At 29.5% G+C, this 20,747-nt stretch carries 16 protein-coding genes; 14 read left to right on the forward strand and 2 right to left on the reverse strand.

Going from position 1 to position 20,747, the window contains the following annotated elements:
* Positions 1 to 51 precede the first annotated feature (51 nt).
* Genes GFJ41_RS08415 through GFJ41_RS08425 form a run of 3 tightly spaced genes read left to right on the forward strand, consistent with a single transcriptional unit; the run spans position 52 to position 2,566 of the window.
* A complete protein-coding gene (locus GFJ41_RS08415) occupies positions 52 to 1,467 on the forward strand; it encodes an ABC transporter permease (protein ID WP_035117060.1) in 1,416 nt (471 codons plus the stop codon).
* A 6-nt stretch (positions 1,468 to 1,473) separates the two neighbouring features.
* Positions 1,474 to 2,169, forward strand: coding sequence for an ABC transporter ATP-binding protein (locus tag GFJ41_RS08420; protein WP_170075091.1), 696 nt, complete (start codon positions 1,474 to 1,476; stop codon positions 2,167 to 2,169).
* A gap of 40 nt (positions 2,170 to 2,209) precedes the next feature.
* A complete protein-coding gene (locus GFJ41_RS08425; protein ID WP_170075092.1) occupies positions 2,210 to 2,566 on the forward strand; it encodes a hypothetical protein in 357 nt (118 codons plus the stop codon).
* A 39-nt stretch (positions 2,567 to 2,605) separates the two neighbouring features.
* Here GFJ41_RS08425 and GFJ41_RS08430 read toward each other — a convergent pair whose 3' ends face one another.
* Positions 2,606 to 3,337 carry a MurR/RpiR family transcriptional regulator gene (locus GFJ41_RS08430; RefSeq protein WP_035118686.1) on the reverse strand — a complete coding sequence of 244 codons (732 nt, stop codon included), beginning with the start codon at positions 3,335 to 3,337 and terminating at the stop codon, positions 2,606 to 2,608.
* Between the two features lie 150 nt (positions 3,338 to 3,487).
* On the opposite strand from GFJ41_RS08430, the gene GFJ41_RS08435 reads away from it, so the two are divergent.
* From GFJ41_RS08435 to GFJ41_RS08460, 6 genes are all read left to right on the forward strand, one after another.
* A complete protein-coding gene (locus GFJ41_RS08435) occupies positions 3,488 to 5,470 on the forward strand; it encodes a fructose-specific PTS transporter subunit EIIC (protein WP_170075093.1) in 1,983 nt (660 codons plus the stop codon).
* 101 nt (positions 5,471 to 5,571) lie between these two features.
* Complete coding sequence (locus tag GFJ41_RS08440) at positions 5,572 to 8,235, forward strand: glycoside hydrolase family 38 N-terminal domain-containing protein (protein WP_226890241.1); 2,664 nt, start codon at positions 5,572 to 5,574, stop codon at positions 8,233 to 8,235.
* Complete coding sequence (locus GFJ41_RS08445; RefSeq protein WP_170075095.1) at positions 8,228 to 9,922, forward strand: sugar phosphorylase; 1,695 nt, start codon at positions 8,228 to 8,230, stop codon at positions 9,920 to 9,922. Before GFJ41_RS08440 ends, GFJ41_RS08445 begins: the two co-directional genes overlap by 8 nt.
* A gap of 223 nt (positions 9,923 to 10,145) precedes the next feature.
* Positions 10,146 to 10,541 carry a GNAT family N-acetyltransferase gene (locus tag GFJ41_RS08450; protein WP_206001527.1) on the forward strand — a complete coding sequence of 132 codons (396 nt, stop codon included), beginning with the start codon at positions 10,146 to 10,148 and terminating at the stop codon, positions 10,539 to 10,541.
* 50 nt (positions 10,542 to 10,591) lie between these two features.
* Positions 10,592 to 11,215: a GyrI-like domain-containing protein gene (locus GFJ41_RS08455; RefSeq protein ID WP_035118672.1), complete on the forward strand. Its 624-nt coding sequence runs from the start codon at positions 10,592 to 10,594 to the stop codon at positions 11,213 to 11,215.
* An 83-nt stretch (positions 11,216 to 11,298) separates the two neighbouring features.
* Positions 11,299 to 11,709, forward strand: a complete 411-nt coding sequence (locus GFJ41_RS08460) for a peptide deformylase (protein ID WP_170075096.1) — start codon at positions 11,299 to 11,301, stop codon at positions 11,707 to 11,709.
* A 53-nt stretch (positions 11,710 to 11,762) separates the two neighbouring features.
* Here the strand turns inward: GFJ41_RS08460 and GFJ41_RS08465 are convergent, their stop codons facing one another.
* Positions 11,763 to 13,073 carry an NCS2 family permease gene (locus GFJ41_RS08465; RefSeq protein WP_170075097.1) on the reverse strand — a complete coding sequence of 437 codons (1,311 nt, stop codon included), beginning with the start codon at positions 13,071 to 13,073 and terminating at the stop codon, positions 11,763 to 11,765.
* 257 nt (positions 13,074 to 13,330) lie between these two features.
* Between GFJ41_RS08465 and GFJ41_RS08470 the strand changes: the two genes are divergently transcribed.
* The 5 genes from GFJ41_RS08470 to ssnA all read left to right on the forward strand — a co-directional run bounded on the left by GFJ41_RS08470 (position 13,331) and on the right by ssnA (position 20,737).
* Positions 13,331 to 15,127 carry a sigma-54 interaction domain-containing protein gene (locus tag GFJ41_RS08470; protein ID WP_170075098.1) on the forward strand — a complete coding sequence of 599 codons (1,797 nt, stop codon included), beginning with the start codon at positions 13,331 to 13,333 and terminating at the stop codon, positions 15,125 to 15,127.
* 228 nt (positions 15,128 to 15,355) lie between these two features.
* Positions 15,356 to 16,567 (forward strand): diaminopropionate ammonia-lyase, encoded by a 1,212-nt coding sequence (dpaL, locus tag GFJ41_RS08475; protein WP_170075099.1) that lies wholly within the window; start codon positions 15,356 to 15,358, stop codon positions 16,565 to 16,567.
* A gap of 34 nt (positions 16,568 to 16,601) precedes the next feature.
* Positions 16,602 to 17,789 (forward strand): YgeY family selenium metabolism-linked hydrolase, encoded by a 1,188-nt coding sequence (locus GFJ41_RS08480; RefSeq protein WP_170075100.1) that lies wholly within the window; start codon positions 16,602 to 16,604, stop codon positions 17,787 to 17,789.
* 19 nt (positions 17,790 to 17,808) lie between these two features.
* Positions 17,809 to 19,389 carry an N-acyl-D-amino-acid deacylase family protein gene (locus GFJ41_RS08485; RefSeq protein WP_035118662.1) on the forward strand — a complete coding sequence of 527 codons (1,581 nt, stop codon included), beginning with the start codon at positions 17,809 to 17,811 and terminating at the stop codon, positions 19,387 to 19,389.
* Between the two features lie 19 nt (positions 19,390 to 19,408).
* Entirely contained in the window at positions 19,409 to 20,737 is a 1,329-nt protein-coding gene (gene ssnA / locus GFJ41_RS08490; protein ID WP_035118659.1) for a putative aminohydrolase SsnA, read from the forward strand.
* Positions 20,738 to 20,747 lie beyond the last annotated feature (10 nt).

Consider the following 20,747-nt stretch of genomic DNA (forward strand, 5'->3'; position numbering starts at 1 on the left):
ATTTGTTATGCTGTGTTTACAATCAAAGTTGAAAAAAGGAGAGTTTAAAGGATGTATATTTTAAAAAATGCACTAAAAAATTTAGCGAGGAATAAAGGGCGTAATATTTTACTTGGTGTTATAATGATTGCAATACTTTCATGTGTAGCTATTTCGGTTGTTATAAATACTACTTCGGGTGAAATCATAAAAGATTATAAAAATCGATTTGGTTCAGAAGTATTTATTCAGCCTGATCAAGAAAAAATTATGGAAAAAGTACAAGAAGATGGTATAGAGTCAGTAGAATCCATTAGGCCTAAATATGATTTACTAGAAAAATTGTCTAAATCGGAATATTTAAAAGAAACAATATTTACTGCAAGTTACGGTGGTTATAGTGATAAGCTAAAATCACTAGACCAAGATGAATATGAAAAAAATAATAAAAATTCTAGTAATAATGGAGTAGCTGTTGCTGGGGGAAAAGGAAGATCTGAAAATGCAAAAGAGTCTAATCTAAATATTATGGGAGGACTTAATTCTGCAGGATTAGAAGAGTTTAAAAAGGGTGATAGGAAAGTTACTGATGGTAAAATGCCAGAGAAAGATGGCGAAGCTTTAGTTAGTGAAGATTTTGCTAAATTAAATAATCTAAAAGTAGGAGATACTTTTAAAGTTCAAAACCCAGATGATTCTGATAAATATGATCCATTAGAACTAACTATTTCTGGAATTTATTATGATGGAACTGAATCTCCAAATTATGGCTTTAAGCATCCTATGATGAATAGAAAAAATGAAATTATTACAACTTTCAATACTTTAAAAGCATACAAAGTAAAAACAAATAATGATTTAATTTCAGTAAATGCAAAATTCTTCTTAAAAGATCCAGACTTACTAAGTGAGTTTAATGAAGAAGCACATAAATTGGGATTAAATAAGTTATATGATGTATCAACAGATTCTCAAAGTTATGATGAAATTGTTAAGCCTGTTGAAGGATTACAAAAGATAGCCAACATGTTTATGATATTAGTACTATGCTTTGGCGGTAGTATTTTAATTTTAATATCTATCTTAGGAATTCGTGAAAGAAAATATGAAATTGGTGTTCTTAGAGCAATGGGAATGAAAAAAGGTAAGGTTGCACTTGGTTTAATCTTCGAAACATTATCTACAATAGCTATTTCATTAGTTGTAGGATTGTCTATTGCTAGTTTATCTGCTCAATCAATTTCAAATGTTCTCTTAAAAACTCAAATAGAGGCTCAAAATCAAAGTGCATCTGGAGGAATGATGATGCTTAGAATGGGCGCAGCTTCAAACGTAGATCCAATAACTAATTTAAATGTACATCTTAGCAGTGAAGCAATTGTGGGAATAATATTAATAGCACTGTTACTTGGAGCAATATCTATTGGTATTGGAATTGTATATATAATGAGATTTGAACCAAGAAAAATATTATCAGAAAGGAATTAGGTAGAGATGAGTTTACTAAGTTTAAAAGATGTAAGTTATAGATATGAAGGTGGAAAGAAAGATGTTTTTCAGGATATAAATATAAACTTTGAAAAAGGAAAAGTATATGGAATAATAGGAAAATCCGGAGCGGGTAAAAGTACTTTATTATCATTAATATCAGGGCTTGATACATGTACTAAGGGAGAAGTTTTATACAAAGATAAAGGCTTAAAGTCAATAGATAGGGATTTATATAGAGCCAATGATATTGGGGTTATATTTCAAGGATATAATTTACTTCTAAATGCTACAGCTAAAGAAAATATACTATTATCTATGAATATAAGTAATGTAAAGAAGAAAGATGAAAATAATTATATTTATAATTTACTAGAAGATGTTGGAATTGATGTTGATACAGCTAATAGAAAAACCTTAAATTTATCTGGTGGTGAACAGCAACGTATAGGAATTGCCAGGGCACTTGCCCATGATCCAGATATAATAATTGCCGATGAACCAACAGGAAATTTAGATAATGAGACTGAAGAAAAAATAATGGATATTTTAGTATCATTAGCCCATAAACATAACAAGTGTGTTATCATTGTAACTCACTCAAAAAAAGTGTGTTCATACCTTGATGAAATTTGGGGATTAAAATCTGGTAAATTATTATTTATAAAAGACGAAAAGGAAAAAGTTAATACTGATAAATAATAGAAAATAAAATAAATGAAGTATATGATAGGAGAATGTTATGAAATTGTCAGATATAAAAAAAGCACAAAAGCTTACAGTAATATTGTATATATGTGCAACATTAATGGCTCTAAGCACTATATTTATTATATATAAATCAAATGTTTACATATCAGATTTAGTTAAAGAGGGATTTGAACCTAAAAAGGAGTTAGTAGAAGTAATAAATTATTACTTAGTTACAGTTATACCATTTGTATTTTACACAATATCTTTAATTACTTTAGGATATATAGTTAAAAAGATAGATTATATAATGAAAGGTAAAGAAGTAATAAAAGAAAAAAGTATATATTTAGAAAGAGTACCAGAGAATAAAGATGATGAAATAGATGAATTTTTTAGTAATATATAATCATAAAAAATCGAAGGTTAATATATAGCCTTCGATTTTTTATGATTTTATATTTAAATAAGTTTCAAATAATATATCTATTACTACCAATAGGGTCGACCTTGGGGTAGTATCATACCCAGAAATTTTAATTTGCTGAGAACATGTATTAATAGGTATATCAACTAGAGTTGCTAGTTTAGAGTTAGGACTATTTATAATAGCTGCTGTTGTAAATTGTTTATATTTGAATTTTTCACATGAGGTAATTAATGTATTTGTTTCACCACTATTAGATACAAATATAACTAAGTCTCCATATTGTATAGTTTGATCTAATAAGTCAATCATATGAGATTCATATACATAAAAACTATTTTTGTTTGCCTGCATCAATAATTTAGAAAAATACTCTCCTATAGGTTTTGATAACCCTACCGCTACTATTACTACTTTATTAGCATTTTTAATACTTTTAGCTAATTTGTTTAGATTAGTGGTATTAAGATTTGATATATTTTGATTTAAGCTAGCTATGATATCACTAATTTGTTTTTCTCTATCTTTAGTAAAATCTTCTTTGTCCAAATCCTTAAGTATATGCTTTAGCTCAGAATATCCAGATAGTCCTAATTTAGAACACATTCTTATTATTGTAGTAGTACTTACATTATTTATTTCAGCTAAAGCTGTTAATGACAAATTTTTTGATGTAGATATATTAGAATCTATATAGTAAAAAATATGCTTTTCAGCATGACTAAGATTATTTAATTTATGTGAGAATTTCATTACAAAGCTACTGATGTTAATCACCGCCTTTATTATTATTAAAAAAGTACAAATGTACTTTTCATGTATAAGAAAATGTTTTTCTTGTAATATATAATACTATTATAAGTTAAAGGAATACTTAAGTAAACGTTTTATAGGAGGACGAAAATGAACTTAGCTAATATGACTGACAAGAATCTAATTATGCTAGATTTAAATGTTTGTACAAAAGAAGAAGCAATAAAGTTATTAATAGACAAACTTTATTCTGAAGGTGTTGTTAGTTCAAAAAAAGAGTTTTTCAATACTGTAATGGAAAGAGAATTACATTCTCCAACTGGATTAGAAAAAGGATTAGCGATACCTCATGGTAAGTGTGAATCTGTAAATAAAGCTGCTTTTGCAGTAGCTAGATTAAACAATAAAATATCTAATTGGGAGAGTATAGATGAAAATAATGAGGTTGATTTAATATTCTTATTAGCTATACCTAAGGCAGAAGAGGGTTCTACTCACTTAAAATTACTATCGGAATTATCTGTATCATTAATGAATGAAGAGTTTTACAATTCTTTAAGAACTGCTAAAGATTCTAAAGCATTTTTAATGAACTTGAATAGTGGAAAGAAAGAACGCAAAGAAGATCAAACATATACAAAAACTGTACTAGCTATAACTGCATGTGCAGCTGGTATAGCTCATACCTATATGTCTGCTGAAGCATTAGAAAAAGCAGGGAAAAAGATGGGGATAAAGGTTATAACGGAGAAACAAGGAGCTAATGGTATAGAAGATAGACATACTAAAGCACAAATAGAAGAAGCCGATGGAGTAATATTTGCTAGTGATGTTGCAGTTAAAAATATGGAAAGATATCAAGGAAAGCAATTTGTAAAAGTTAGGGTTGCAGAGCCTTTAAAGAATGCAGAAAAACTGCTAACAAAAGTACTAGAAAATCCAGATGGAAAAGTAGAAGTTTCTAATGAGGAAGTAGCGGTTTCATCTGATTCGGGAGCGAAGCAAGGAATATTAAAAGAAATGGTAGAAGCTGTAATGACAGGTATATCTTATATGATTCCTATAATAGTTGCAGCAGGACTTATGATGGGGATTGCTAAGTTAGCGGCAATGGGATTAGGACAAATAGATAACATGGATACCTTAACACAAAGTGGAAATCAACTTTATGTGTTACTAGGATATTTAGATAAGTTTGGTGGAATGATATTTAAATTTATCTACCCAATATTTGCCGCTTATGTAGCCTATTCAATTGCTGATAGACCGGGATTAGTACCAGGATTTATGGGTGGTGCTTTTGCAGGTGGATTACATTTTACATTTTGGGGAGTTGAGGGTGGAGTACCTTCAGGTTTCCTAGGAGCTTTAATACTAGGTTTAGTTTCAGGATATGTAACTAAGTTTTTAAATGAAAAGATAAAGTTAAATAAAAATTTACAAGCAATGAAACCAATGTTTTTATTACCAGGAATATCAGTATTAGTAGTATTCTTATTAAATTTCTATTTAGTAGATCCTATATTTGGAGGATTAAATGGCTGGTTATCAAATGTAATAGCGTCTTTCGGAACAGGTTCAACAATAGCATTAACTGCAATAATAGCAGGATGTACCGCATTTGACTTAGGTGGCCCAATAAATAAGGCAGCAGGTGCAATCGCGATAGGTCTTGCAGCAGATAGTATATTCCCATTAACAGGAAGAGTATTAGCTATAGTAATACCTCCAATAGGGTTAGGATTAGCTACTGTTTTAGATAAATATATAGTTAAGAGAAGAGTGTTTGATGAAAATTTAAGAGTAGTAGGGAATACATCTATATTACTCGGATTAATTGCAATAAGTGAAGGTGCTATACCTTTCATGTTAAAGAATCCATTAATAACAATACCTATAAATGTAATAGGGGCTATAATAGGTTCGACAACAGCTGTAATGTTAGGGGCAGTTCAATGGAATCCATTGCCAGCTATATGGGGATGGCCTTTAGTAGAGAACTTATGGGCTTATATATTAGGGTTAGTAGTAGGTTGTATGTTTATAGCATTATCTAATATATTTATTAGATTCTATTTAATAAAGAAAGAAGAAGCTAAGAGCTCAGACGATAGTATGAGAAAAATATCTTAATTAAAGGGGGAATTATTCAAAATTAAATTAGTTTTGGATAATTCCTATTTTTAAAAAGTGGAATTTACTCAAAAATACTAGCATTTTAAATGGAGGAAGATATGAATAATAAGAAAAAAGTATATGTGGTACCTCATTCTCACTGGGATAGAGAGTGGTACTTTACAATAGAAGATTCAAATATATTGTTAGGTGAAAACATGCCATATTTAATGGATGTACTTGAAAATAATAAAGACTTTAAATCTTATACTTTTGATGCGCAGTTATCAGTTGTAGAGGAATTAATAAAGTTATATCCAGAAGAAAAGAAAAGACTTAAAGAACTGGTAAGAGATAAAAGGATATTTGTAGGGCCTTGGTATACTCAGACAGATTCTATATTAGTAAACAAAGAATCTATAATCAGGAACCTTTTATATGGAACAAGACTAGGAAATGAATACGGCCATAGTATGAATGTGGGATATCTTCCAGATATATTTGGGCAAAATGCATATTTACCATCTATATTTAAGGGATTTGGAATAGAAAATAGTATATTACAACGTGGTTTATACACTGATGATTTAAAGAAAAATTTAAACTTTAAGTGGGTATCTCCTGATAATGAAAGCGTTAGATCGAACAATATTTATTTAGGGTACGGACCAGGAAAATTTTTAGCTTCTGATGATGAGTATATATATGATAAATTGATACCTATGCTTAAAAAGCTAGAAAGTTTAAATAAGGATTGTGATAATTTACTTTTACCATCTGGCGGAGATCAAGTTTTAGTAAGAGAGCACTTCCCTCAAATTATAAAAGAATTAAATAAAAAACAAGATATTTATGAATTTGTACTATCTGATTATGAGACATTTATGAATGATACATGGGTTAAAGATTTTAAAAATAAAATATATGGAGAACTTATAGCATGTGAAAAGTCAAGAATACACAATACTATAAAATCTCAAAGATATGACATAAAATATTTAAACACATTAGTAGAAAATAAAATACTTTATGTACTAGAGCCATTAGGCGTTATAGGTAAGTCATTAGGAATAAGCTACAAATCAAGATGGTTAGATATTATGTGGAAGCTACTATTTGACGCTCATGCCCATGATAGTATAGGTGGATGTAATTCAGATGGTACAAATAGGGATATAATTGCAAGACTTGAAAAGGTTAATATAATGTGTGACGGATTAATAAATATTATTAAAAAGCAAATAACAATATCAGTAAGCAAGCATTTAAATAGAGATGATTTATTATTAGTATTCAATACTAAGGCTAAGGATATGAACGAAATAATTGAGTCTGTAGTATTCACTAAGGAAAAAGATATAGAAATAAAAACTTTAGATGGAGAGCCTTTAGAATTTACTATAAATAATCAAGAAAGGATAAGTGGAGGGAAACGGGTATTAGTAACTGCTGAAGGAGAAAAAGAAGTAGAGCTGCAAGGGTACTATAGAACTGAAGTGAGAATAGCTGGTGTAAATATAAAAGCTATGGGATTTACTACCTTAATAGTTAGCGAAGATAATAAAAATTTAGGATCAAAATTATTGGAATCCAGAGACAGAAGCATAGAAAATGATTTATATGAATTAACTTTTAACGAGAATAACTTAGAATTAGTTAATAAACTTAATAAAGAAAAAATATATAACCTGATTTACTTTGAAAATTGTGGAGATTACGGAGATTCGTATGATTTTTCACCATTAGACTCAGATGAAAATATATTAGCAACAGAAGCTAATTTGATAGAGGTATATAAAAGTGATTTGGTACAGACTATGATATTAAACTATGAAATAGATGTACCTTTTGATATACAAGAAAGAAAGATAAACAAAAAATCTAGAACTTTAGAGATATTAACAAAAATAGAAATGAGAAAAGGTGAAAACTTTATAAGAGTTTCACATGATATAGACAATAATATTAAAGATCATAGAGTAAGAGTAGTACACAATACAAATATAGATTCAAAATTTTCATTAAGCGATCAAGGGTTCTCTGCTATAAAAAGAGAAAATTATAATAAGTATTTAGATGATTGGATGGAAAGAAAATTTGCAGAAAAGCCAGTATGCATATATGGATTAGAAAACTTTGTTGCACTTAGAAATGATAATAACATGTTTGGATTAGTAACAAAGGGGATAAAGGAATATGAAGTTTTAGAAGATAAAAAGATAGCACTTACTTTATATAGAAGTGTTGGAGTATTAGGAAGAGACAACTTAGCTTGGAGACCTGGAAGAGCATCGGGTATAAATAATAAAGTAGTTTACACTAAGGATGCCCAACTTATTAAGAGCATGAAATTTGAATATGCAATATACTTTAATGTATCTAATGAAGACGCAGTAGAGTTATTTGAAGTAACGGACAAATTTATAAACAAATATACATCATATCAGAATCAAGATTTAAATCTTTTTGAAGAAAGATTAGAGAGATTTGAAATACCTAAAAATCATATTATTAACTTATCAAATTATAGCTTATTTAGCATAAATGATGATGATATATTTATGAGTGTATGTAAAGAATCATATGAAAAAGATGGTGTAATAGTAAGATTATTTAATCCGACAGGTATAACTAAGGAAGTAAGTATAAATAGTGATTATATAAAAGATATAATAATAACTAACTTATATGAAAAAGAATTAAAAAATTTAAATAGTAAAATAAAGGTAAACCCTAAAGGATATGTGACATTAAAGTTACTAGGAGGAGAACACCATGGATAAGAATATGCTTTTAAAAAATATAGAAGAAAAAATTAAGTCTATATATAAAGAAGAATATAAGCCGGAATTTTTTGAAATAATGAAGTCTACAATAGAAAAATTTGAAGGTGAAAGTTTTGCCAAGGTAGAGGATATATCTGAGAAAAATATATACTTAATAACTTATGGAGATAGTATATACGAAGAAGGTATACCTACTATAGACTCTTTAAAGAAGTTTTTAAATAATAAAGTAGGTGATAGCATAACAGATGTTCATATACTACCTATGTTTGAGTATACATCTGATGATGGCTTTTCAGTTGTTGACTATATGAAAATAGATAGAAATTTAGGGGACTGGGATAACATAAACAGGCTATCTAAGGATTATAGACTTATGTATGATTTTGTAGCAAATCACATATCAAAAAGTAGTAATTGGTTTAAAGGTTATTTAAATGGAGAAGAGAAATTTCAAAATTACTTTATATCAAAAGATGAAACATTTGATTATTCAAAGGTAGTAAGACCTAGGACTTCGCCACTTATACATGAGTTTAAGAGTAAAGATGTAACTAAAACTGCATGGACTACATTTAGTGAAGACCAGATAGATATAAATATAAAACATTTTCCTGTTCTTATAGAAACTACAGAAATTTTACTAAACTATGCTTTAAATGGAGCAACATCTATAAGACTAGATGCTATAGGATTTTTATGGAAAGAATCAGGAACTACTTGTATACATCTTCCTCAAACTCATATGATAATACAATTATGGAGAATGATATTAGACTATTTTAAACCTAACACTCAGATAATAACAGAAACTAATGTACCACATATGGAAAATATAAGTTACTTTGGTGATACAAAAAATGAAGCCCATATGGTTTACCAATTTGCATTGCCACCACTTACACTTCATGCTTTTACTGAACATGATTCAACAAAGCTGACAAGTTGGGCAAATGCTATAGATAGAGTATCTGACAAGGCAACTTACTTTAATTTCTTATCAAGTCATGATGGTATAGGTATGAGACCAACTGAAGGAATACTTACAGAAGAAGAAAAACAAGTATTAGTAGATAAAACTATAAATAATGGTGGTAGAGTATCATATAAAAATAATGAAGATGGTACAAAATCAGTATATGAGTTAAATATAAATTACTTGGATGCTCTTTTAAATAAAGGTGAGGATATAGAAGAAGACTTACAAATACAAAAGATATTGGCAGCTCATTCGTTATTATTATCTTTTGTGGGGGTACCAGCTATATACTATCACTCATTATTGGGATCAAGAAATTATTACAAAGGGGTAGAAGAATCTGGAATTAATAGAAGGATAAACAGAGAAAAATTAGAGTATAATAGAATTTGTGATGAATTGGAAAATGATAGTAGAAGAAATAAGATATTTACACAGTTCAAGAAATTAATAAACATAAGAAAGTCAGAGAGTTCATTTTCTCCATATGGAAATCAAAAGGTATTAGATTTTGGAAGTGAAATATTTTCACTAGAGCGTGAAAATGAAGAAACTAATGAAAAGATATTATATATAGTAAATATTACATCTAAAGAAAAGACATTAGATTGTGGTATTAGTGGAGTAAATATATTAGATAAATCAATAATAGATGGAAAATTAACTTTAAATCCATACGGATTTGCTTGGATAAAAGTTAATTAAATAAAAAATTATTATTTTAATATTGGAAAAGGATATCTAAGAAATTGAAGATGTCCTTTTTTATTGTAATAACGAACGAGGAAATTAGACTATATTTTAGAAAAAGAGTAAAGTTTTAGATAGAATAGATGGTAAAATAAATGAAAACTAATATATGATATTAAATAATAATATTATATCTGGACAGTTAAACTGAAATAAATACACAGGGGAGGTTAAAAATATGAATATAAGATACACGTCACCATCACCAATGGAATATATTTCGCTAAGACTAAGAACAGGAATGGGAGAAAAAGATCTAATAAAATCAGAAATAGCTTTGAAAAATTCATTATTTATAGTTTCTTTATGGGATAATAACGATTTGATTGGATTTGGAAGAGTTGTTGGGGATAAAGGAATAACTTATGTTGTTTCTGACATTATGGTAGATCCGAAGTATCAAGGTCAAGGTTTTGGAAAGGTAATTATGAAAGAAATTGATACTTATTTAGAACAAAATACTGATGAACATGCATATATTTGCTTAATTGCAAACAAGCCTGCAGATAAACTATACTCAAAATTTAAATTTGAATATGTAGAGCCAGAAGCTTGTGGTATGAAGAGAAAATAAGTAAATTATATAAAAAAGTATAAAATAGTAATAATAAAGGAGCGATATTCATGAAACATGAATGGAGAAAAAAAGAAAAAGAATATTATATACCAAAAGAAAAACCGCAACTAGTAGAAATACCTGAATTCAAATTCCTAACTTTAAAAGGTCAAGGAAACCCAAATAGTGAAGGATTCTCAAAAGCGATAGAAACACTATACTCGCTAGCTTATGCAATAAGAATGATGCCTAAAAAAGGTATTACTCCAGAAGGATACTTTGAATACACAGTATATCCATTAGAAGGAATATGGGATTTAACTGAAAAAGGCAGAGCTGAAGAAGTCCTTAATAAGGACGAGCTAGTTTACACATTAATGATTAGACAACCTGAATTTGTAAATGAAGAAGTTTTCAATATAGCTATGGATATTGCAAAAAAGAAAAAGTCAAATCCATTATTAGAAAAAGTAGAGATTAAAAATATTAAAGAAGGAACTTCAGTTCAAATGCTTCACGTTGGACCTTATGATGATGAACCAAGGACTTTTTCAGTTATGGAAGAGTTTTGCAATGAAAATAATTTAAAGATAAAAACAAAAGCTCATAGAGAAATATATCTTTCAGATTTTAGAAAGACTGAAGCATCAAAATTAAAAACTGTTCTTAGATATACGGTAGAAGCAAATTAATATATTTAATAATTTGACTGAAATACATACTTGTACTAATATAAACTTATATTAATTCAGATAAATTAGAGAGGTTATTAAGTATGATAAAAGAAGTTGTAAAAGATATATTATTTTTAGAACAAAAATCAGAACTTGCAACAAAAGATGATGTAGAAGTTATAAATGATTTAATAGATACATTAAGATCAAATTTAGACCATTGTGTAGGAATGGCAGCTAACATGATCGGAGTAAAAAAGCGTATACTAGTATTTAGTGTAGGGGAGATGATAATTCCTATGGTAAATCCAGTTATACTAAAAGAAGAGATTCCTTATGAAGCTGAGGAGAGTTGTTTATCTTTAGAAGGATTTAGGAAAACAACTAGATATGAAAAAATAGAGGTAGAGTACCTAGATAGAAACTTTAAAAAACATAAGCAAGTATTTACAGGATTTACAGCACAAATTATTCAACACGAAGTAGATCACTTCGAAGGAATAATAATATAGTATATAAATGAAAAAGGCGAGCCCTATTTTAGAGCGACGCCTTTTTTAATATGTTAATGGATAGTTCCCATAACCGTACTCATTACAAAGTTAAGAATAAACAAGCCACTAAGTACGTACATAGCTACAGAAACATTTTTCCCTTTATTTATAACTAAATTAAGAATTGTATAAACTATAAATCCAATAGATATACCATTTACAATATTATAAGTAAAAGGTATTATCGTAATCATTAAGATTATAGATATAGTTTCTATCAAATCTCCTTTTTCTAGATCAAAGAAAGTTTGTATCATAAGTATTCCTATAAATATAAGAACACTACTTATAACACCATCTGGTATAAGTTTTAATACAGGTATTAAGAACAATGATAGTAAGAATAATGTAGCAGATGTAAATGCAGCTACTTTGCTTTTGCCACCAACACTGATCCCTGAGAAGTTTTCAGCTGCAACTATAGTTGGACTTGTTCCACATATTCCAGCTATTATGTTAGATATTCCAGTTACCTTAAATGATTTTTGGAAATCTTCTTCTCTTTTTAGAGCTCCTAATTGACCATATAAAATTCCCATATTTTCAAATACTATTACAATTGTTATAGAGAATACTGCTACCATAAACGGTATAGACCAAACATTTTTAAATGACATGCCTAAAAATACTTCTTTAATAGCACCTATGTTAAATCCTGCAAAATCTAAACTGCTTAGACTAGTTACTCCCATAATAAGCGATAATACTGTACCGATTATTATACTTATAAGTAAGTTACCTGGTACGTTTTTCATATTTAATATTAATATGATAATTAAAGTTACTATACTTAAAAGGGTTTCCTTGTCTGCGATATTACCAATACCTATCATAGTATTTTCATTACCTACAACAAGACCACTTTTTTGAAGTCCTATGAATAAGATTAAAAATCCTACTCCTGTAGTTATTGCATGTTTTAAGTTATTTGGTATCGAGTTCATAAGAATTGAAGTTAGCTTTGTACTTGCTATTAAAGTGAATATTATACCACTTACTAAGACTGCTGCTAAAGCTTCTTGCCATGCTAATCCCATTGATTGAACAATAGTATAAGTAAATAATGAGTTTATTCCCATTCCAGGGACTAATATAAGTGGAGTATCTGAGAGTACTCCCATAAGAATTGTAGATATAGTACATGTAAGTACTGTAGCTATCATAGCTGCATCTGGACTTATACCTGCATCAGATAATATTAATGCATTAGTCATTATGATATACACGCTGGCTATGAATGTTGTGATTCCTGCTAAAATCTCTGTTTTTAAACTTTGTGTTGCAATTGATTCTAATTTACTGCTTGATAGTTTTTGTTCCATCCTTCTTCCTCTTTATTTTGGTTCCCTCGCCCGCCCGCATTGGTTAATGCCCATATATATTACCACTATTTTTTTTTATTGTCTATAATTCTGGTGAAGTTTATTGTCGATTTTTCTGTTAAAAATATTGATACAGGGAAAATAAATAAATTGAAAAGTTTATGTAAATTAATAAGTTAGCTAATTATATTTGATAATCAATTATGATAAAATATAGTCAATATGTGAAACTTACTAACAAAGGGGAAATATATCAAATGGCGAGTATGTTAAAACAAGTTCAAGAAGAGATGACCAAATACGTGGAAACAATAGCGAGCGTATTGAATGTAGATATTGAAATTGTAGATGATAGGTTAGTCAGAATTGGGGGTTCTGGGATTTACAAATATAAAGAAAATGAAGTTCTTGTATCTAGTGGTTATATATATAGCCAAGTTATTAGTACAGGAAATGATATAACAGTAATAGATATAGCTAGTCATGAAATTTGTAGTAACTGTAGTAGGCTTAGTAAGTGCCTTGATAAAATGATTTTAGCTGTGCCGATTAAGTATAGTGGCCGCACAATTGGTGTTATAGGTGCAATAAGTACTGATAAAGAAAAGAAAAAAGAAGTACGTAAAAAGTTAAAATCTTATTTAGAGTTTATACATCATATTTCAGATTTGATTTCTATAAAAGTAAATGAATTTGAAGATAGTAAGCATATTGATAAAGAGATGGAGATGTTTAGAGATATAATTGATAATATTGAAAAAGGAGTGCTTATTTTAGATCCAGGAAGAAAGATATCATATATAAATAATATAGCAAAGAAAAGACTAAGTATTTTTGATGATCCAATAGGCAAATTAGTAGAAATAAGAGCTATAGAGCAAAATGAAGATAATGACGAGATGTTAAGTTTTAGTATAGAGGACAAAATTTATAGGACTACATATAAGATAATACCTGTTCATCCTTATATTAATAATTATGATAAACTTATAATTTTTGATGAAGTTAAAGAAAATAAAGATCAAAAAATAAATACTAAATGGGAAGTTAAAAAAATAGATTCTATAATTGGAAATAGTGAAGCTATGAAACTAGTTAAAGTTAGAACTAAGAGAGTTGCACAATCTAATTCTACAGTTTTAATAACGGGTGAAAGTGGAACAGGTAAGGAGTTAATTGCAAAGTCGATACATGCAGAAGGAAATCGATGTACTAAACCGTTTATAGCCATAAACTGTGCAGCTATTCCAGAAGCCTTATTAGAAAGTGAGCTTTTTGGATATGCAAAAGGAGCTTTTAGTGGTGCAAGTAATGAAGGTAAAATAGGAAAGTTTGAGTTAGCTAATACAGGAGTAATATTTTTAGATGAAATAGGAGATTTATCTGTACATTTACAAGCTAAATTATTAAGAGTTTTACAAGAGAGAAAGTTAGTTAGGATTGGTTCTAACAAAATTATAGATTTAGACATAAGGGTAATAGCAGCTACAAATCAAAATATACTAGATTTAGTTAATAGTGGTAAATTTAGAAGTGACTTGTATTATAGATTAAATGTAATGCCTATAAATTTACCACCACTTAGGGATAGAAAAGAAGATATTAAAGATATATTTTTGAATATATTAAATAGATATTCAATAGAATTCGACATAAGGGTAAAGAAAATTGAAGAATCTGTGATGAATAAGTTGATTAATTATTATTGGCCGGGAAATATAAGAGAATTAGAGAACTCAGCAGAATATATGATGAATATAATCGGAGAAGATGGAATAATATCAGAAGATATGTTGCCAATAGATATAATCAAGTATTATGAAAAGAATAATAATAAAATAAAAGAAATAAATACTACAAATAAAAATACTAACAGTAGGAATATAGTAAGAATTGATAATTATGAAGATATTTTAACTATGAAAGAATTAGAGTTATTTTATATAAATAGTATACTTGATAAATATGGAAGAGATACAAAAGCCAAAAAGGAAATAGCTAAAAAGCTTGGAATAGGTGTATCTACTTTATATAGAAAACTAGATGAAAATTAAATAATTCCCAAAATGAAAATTCTCAAATCGGTAAAAATTCCCGATTTGAGAATTTTTTATTATATCGGGAAAGGAATTAAGGATAGTCAAAAATATAAAATGTGAGTGAATTAACAAAGTTTTAGTTTAAAAAGCTAGGGTTCAAGGTTTGTTAAGAAAATAAATTTAAGTTTGGCATATTAATTGCTTTATACAAATTACGAAAACATTTATACAAGGGGGAGAATTATGAGAGAAATAAAATGGAAATTAAATAACCTACCAAAGAGTGAAAATAAGGAAAAAACTATAGAGTTTTTAAATGATGAAGAGATAAGTAAAGTGAAATCTTTCCACGAAAGTTTCCCACAATATACAAAAACACCATTAGTTAAATTAGATAATTTAGCTGAAGCATTAGGAGTTGGAGGAGTTTTCGTAAAAGATGAATCATATAGATTTGGATTAAATGCATTTAAGGTTCTAGGCGGATCGTTTGCTATGGCAAGACACATGGCTGAAAAATTAGGAATGGATATATCAGAATTAACTTATGAAAAATTAATATCTGATGAAGTTAGAGCAAAGCTTGGAGATATGACATTCTTTACAGCTACTGATGGAAACCACGGAAGAGGGGTTGCTTGGACTGCTAATAAATTAAAGCAAAAATCAGTAGTTTATATGCCAAAAGGATCATCAATAACAAGATTAAACAACATAAAGGCAGAAGGAGCAGATGCAAGTATAACTGATCTTAACTATGATGATGCTGTTAGATTAGCAGATGAAGATGCAAAAAAAGTTGGAGGACTTATAGTTCAAGATACAGCATGGGATGGTTATGAAGATATTCCTGCGTGGATAATGCAAGGGTACGGAACAATGGCTAAAGAAGCAGTGGAACAATTAAAAGAGTACGGAGTAGAAAGACCTACACATGTATTTGTTCAAGCTGGAGTTGGATCTCTTGCAGGTGCAGTGCAAGGATACATAGCTAATGCGTTTGATGAGTGTCCTATGACAGTAGTAGTAGAAGCTGATGAAGCAGATTGTTTCTATAAATCTGCAGAAGCTGGAGATGGAAAACCAAGATTTGTTGGTGGAGATATGCCTACAATAATGGCTGGGCTTGCTTGTGGAGAGCCAAATACAATAGGATTTGAAATATTAAAGAACTATTCAGGAGCTTTTGTTTCAGCACCAGATTGGGTTTCAGCTAAAGGAATGAGAGTGTTAGGAAATCCATTAACAGGAGATACAAAAGTTATATCAGGAGAATCAGGAGCTGTAACAACAGGGTTATTAGCAGCTATGATGAGCGATGATAAATTAAAAGATCTTAGAGAAGCATTAAAACTAGATAAAGACTCTAGAGTATTACTAATAAGTACTGAAGGGGACACAGATCCAGATAAATATAGAAGCATAGTTTGGGACGGAGAATGTGCAAGTATATAGATAATAATTAGAAAAATTAAGGGGGATTAATAGGATGTTAAATGAGCAAAGAAAACAAGAATTAACTGAGTTATGTCAATCGTTAATAAGAAATGCAAGTTATTCAGGACATGAAGAAAATGTAGTTAAAGCAATAGAAGAAAACTTCAAAAAACTAGGATTTGATAGTTGGTTTAGAGATGAATACGGAAACATAATAGGTTGTATCAAAGGGAATAAAGAAGGAAAGAAAATATTATTTGATGGACATATAGACACAGTAGAAGTACCAGATGAAAGTAAGTGGACATTCCCTCCATTTGGTGGAGTTATAAATGATGGGAAAATATACGGTAGAGGTACTTCTGATATGAAAGGTCAGTTAAGTGCAATGATAGCTGCTGTTTCATATTTTGCAGAAGATACAAAAAAAGATTTTGAAGGTGAATTATATGTAGCAGGTGTAGTTCATGAAGAAATATTTGAAGGGATAGCAGCTAGAAAAATAAGTGAAGCTGTTAAGCCAGACTATGTTGTTATAGGTGAATCTTCAGAACTTAACTTAAAGATAGGGCAAAGAGGTAGAGGAGAAATAGTAGTGGAAACTTTCGGGAAACCAGCTCACTCTGCTAACCCACACAAAGGAATAAATGCAGTATATAAAATGTCTAAGATAATAGAAAAAATACAAAATCTAGAGCCACCTACTCATCCAGTATTAGGACCTGGAATATTAGTTTTAACTGATATAAAATCTTCTCCATATCCAGGAGCTTCAGTAGTGCCAGATTATTGCAAAGCTACTTTCGATAGAAGATTATTAGTAGGAGAAACTAAAGAAGGAGTACTAGCTCCAATACAAGCATTATTAGATGAAATGATGAAAGAAGATTCAGAGCTAGATGCTAAAGTTTCTTATGCTATAGGATGTGAAGGATGCTACACAGGAAATAAAATAGAAGGTGAAAGATTCTTCCCAGGTTGGTTATATGATGAGCAAGATGAGTTTGTTCAAGCAGCATATAAAGGATTAAAAGAAGCTGGAATAGATAGTCAAATAACTCAATACTCATTCTGTACAAATGGAAGTCACTATGCAGGTGAAGCAGGAATAAAAACAATAGGATTTGGGCCTTCAAAAGAAAATCTTGCTCATACAATAGATGAATATATAGAACAAGGACAATTATTTATAGGAGCAGAAGGTTACTACGGAATACTTAAATCAGTTTATAAAAAATAAATAAATAGGGGTAAGTGTTATGAAAATTTTAATAAAGCAAGGGCTAGTAGTTGATGGTAACAATACAGAACCATTTATAGGTGATGTGTTAATTAATGATGATAAGATAAGTAAAATATCAACTGAGATTACAGAAGATGTAGATAGGATAATAGATGCAAGAGGTAGAGTAGTATGTCCTGGTTTTATAGATACTCATAGCCACTCAGACCTTATGATTTTAGTAAATCCATTTAATGAAATAAAGATAAGACAAGGAATAACAACAGAAGTGTTGGGCCAAGATGGTATATCTATGGCCCCACTTCCTAAGGAATTTATTCCTTCATGGAGAAAAAATCTAGCAGGCCTAGATGGTGAAAGTGACGAGATAGATTGGGAATATGAAACTACTGATAACTATCTTACTATGATGGAAGATAACGGAGTAGGGCTAAATGAAACTTACTTAGTTCCTCATGGAAATATTAGAATGGAAGCTATGGGATTAGAAGATAGACCAGCAACTAAAGAAGAAATTCAAAAGATGTGTGAAATCACAGAAAGAGAATTAAAAGCAGGCGCTATTGGATTATCTACAGGGCTTATATATATACCATGTGCTTATTCTATGACTGAAGAAATAATAGAAATGTGCAAGGTTGTTGCAAAATATGATGGAGTATTTGTTGTTCATCAAAGAAGTGAAGCTGATACGATACTTACATCTATGGAAGAAATAATAACTATAGGAAAAGAATCTGGAGTTAAGGTTCATTTTTCACATTTTAAAGTGTGTGGAAAAGATAACTGGAAGTACATACCACAAGTTTTAGAGTTATTGGAAAAAGTCAAATCAGAAGGTATAAAAGTTTCATTTGACCAATATCCATATGCTGCAGGTAGTACTATGCTTGGAGTAGTTCTTCCTCCTTGGGCACATTCAGGAGGGACAGATAAACTATTAGAAAGATTACAAAACGAAGATGATAGAAATAGAATGAAAAAAGATATCGAAAATGGAATAGAAGGTTGGGATAACTTTATTCAATTTGCAGGAATAGATCAAATTTTTGTTACAAGTGTAAAGAATAAAAAGAATGAAAATACAATAGGTAAAAGTCTATTAGAAATAGGTGAGATGAGAGGTAAAGACCCTGTTGATGCTACTATGGACCTATTATTAGAAGAAGAAAATGCAGTTGGAATGGTAGATTTTTATGGATTAGAAGAACACATTATAACTTTCATGAAGAGAGAAGAACAAAATGTTTGTACAGATGGGCTATTATCAGGAAAGCCACATCCAAGAGCATACGGATCATTCCCTAAAATATTAGGAAGATATGTTAGAGAATTAGGAGTACTGACTTTACAAGAAGCAGTTCACAAAATGACTAAAAAAGCTGCACAAAGTTTCAGTATAAAAGATAGAGGGCAACTAAAAGAGGGATACTTTGCAGATATAGTTATATTTGATAAAGATAAAGTTTCAGGGTGTGATGATTATATTAATTCTACTCAATATCCAACAGGTATAGATTATGTAATCATAAATGGAAACTGCGTAATTGAAGAAAATGAATATAAACATATTAAGGCTGGTAAAGTATTGAGATAACCTTAGGAGGTATCAAAACATGATATTAGTTGGAAATGGGAGATTGATAACTAAAAATGAGCAAAATCCATATATGGATGATGGATGTGTAGTTATCGAAGGTAATGTTATAAAAGAGATTGGTTCAACTAAAGAAATGAAGGAAAAGTACTCAAGTCATGAGTTTATAGATGCGAATAAAAAGGTAATAATGCCAGGGCTTATAAATACTCATATGCATATATATAGTTCTTTTGCTAGGGGGATGGCTGTACCAGGAAAACCATCAGAAAATTTTATGGAAATTCTAGAAAACTTATGGTGGAGATTAGATAAAAAACTTACTTTAGAAGATACAAAATATAGCGCTTATTCAACTTATATAGAGTGTATAAAAAATGGAGTTACAACAGTATTTGACCACCATGCAAGTCCGTTTGCTATAGAGGGAAGTTTATTTACTATAAAAGATGTAGCTAAGAATTTAGGAATTAGAACTAACCTTTGTTATGAAGTATCTGATAGAGATGGATTAAAAACGATAGACCAAGGAATTAAGGAAAACGTTGATTTTATAAAATTTGCTCAAAATGATGAATCAGATATGGTAAAAGGTATGTTTGGACTTCATGCAGCTTTTACATTATCTGATGAAACTTTAGAAAAATGTGCAAATGAAATGGCTAATCTAGATGCTGGATATCATGTACATACAGCAGAGGGGATAGATGATGTCATTATAAATAAAGAAAAATACAATAAAAAGGTTGTACAAAGATTAAATGATTTCAATGTTTTAAATGACAAAACTATAGCAGTTCACTGTATTCATATAGATTCTGAAGAAATGGAATTAATAAAAGAAAATAAATCTTTTGTTGTACATAATCCAGAATCTAATATGGGAAATGCAGTTGGATGTGCTCCTGTAGTTCATTTATTAAACAAAGGGATAACTGTTGGATTAGGAACTGATGGATATACAAGTGATATGTTTGAATCTTTAAAGGTTGCAAATATAATACACAAACATCAATTAAGAGATCCAAGAGTTGGATGGGCAGAAGCTCCAACTATGTTATTTGAAAACAATAGAAAAATAGCTAGTAAGCATTATAAAAAAGATCTAGGAGTTTTAAAAGAGGGAGCATATGCTGATGTAATAGTTGTAGATTATATACCGCATACTCCACTTAATGAAAATACAGAAAATGGACACATAATATTTGGGATGACAGGAAGAAGTGTTGATACAACTATTATAAATGGAAAAGTATTGATGAAGGATAGAATTTTATTAAATATTGATGAAGAGTCGATATTAGCAAAGAGTAGAGAGATGAGCAACAAATTGTGGGATAGAATATAAAAAAATAATA

Source organism: Paraclostridium dentum, from assembly GCF_012922555.1.
In the GTDB taxonomy this organism is placed as follows: Bacteria; Bacillota; Clostridia; order Peptostreptococcales; family Peptostreptococcaceae; genus Paraclostridium; species Paraclostridium dentum.

Coding starts and splice junctions, on each gene's coding strand:
- GFJ41_RS08415 (WP_035117060.1), top strand. CDS start 52: ATGTATATTTTAAAAAATGCACTAAAAAATTTAGCGAGGAATAAAGGG.
- GFJ41_RS08420 (WP_170075091.1), top strand. CDS start 1,474: ATGAGTTTACTAAGTTTAAAAGATGTAAGTTATAGATATGAAGGTGGA.
- GFJ41_RS08425 (WP_170075092.1), top strand. CDS start 2,210: ATGAAATTGTCAGATATAAAAAAAGCACAAAAGCTTACAGTAATATTG.
- GFJ41_RS08430 (WP_035118686.1), bottom strand. CDS start 3,337: ATGAAATTCTCACATAAATTAAATAATCTTAGTCATGCTGAAAAGCAT.
- GFJ41_RS08435 (WP_170075093.1), top strand. CDS start 3,488: ATGAACTTAGCTAATATGACTGACAAGAATCTAATTATGCTAGATTTA.
- GFJ41_RS08440 (WP_226890241.1), top strand. CDS start 5,572: ATGAATAATAAGAAAAAAGTATATGTGGTACCTCATTCTCACTGGGAT.
- GFJ41_RS08445 (WP_170075095.1), top strand. CDS start 8,228: ATGGATAAGAATATGCTTTTAAAAAATATAGAAGAAAAAATTAAGTCT.
- GFJ41_RS08450 (WP_206001527.1), top strand. CDS start 10,146: ATGAATATAAGATACACGTCACCATCACCAATGGAATATATTTCGCTA.
- GFJ41_RS08455 (WP_035118672.1), top strand. CDS start 10,592: ATGAAACATGAATGGAGAAAAAAAGAAAAAGAATATTATATACCAAAA.
- GFJ41_RS08460 (WP_170075096.1), top strand. CDS start 11,299: ATGATAAAAGAAGTTGTAAAAGATATATTATTTTTAGAACAAAAATCA.
- GFJ41_RS08465 (WP_170075097.1), bottom strand. CDS start 13,073: ATGGAACAAAAACTATCAAGCAGTAAATTAGAATCAATTGCAACACAA.
- GFJ41_RS08470 (WP_170075098.1), top strand. CDS start 13,331: ATGGCGAGTATGTTAAAACAAGTTCAAGAAGAGATGACCAAATACGTG.
- dpaL (WP_170075099.1), top strand. CDS start 15,356: ATGAGAGAAATAAAATGGAAATTAAATAACCTACCAAAGAGTGAAAAT.
- GFJ41_RS08480 (WP_170075100.1), top strand. CDS start 16,602: ATGTTAAATGAGCAAAGAAAACAAGAATTAACTGAGTTATGTCAATCG.
- GFJ41_RS08485 (WP_035118662.1), top strand. CDS start 17,809: ATGAAAATTTTAATAAAGCAAGGGCTAGTAGTTGATGGTAACAATACA.
- ssnA (WP_035118659.1), top strand. CDS start 19,409: ATGATATTAGTTGGAAATGGGAGATTGATAACTAAAAATGAGCAAAAT.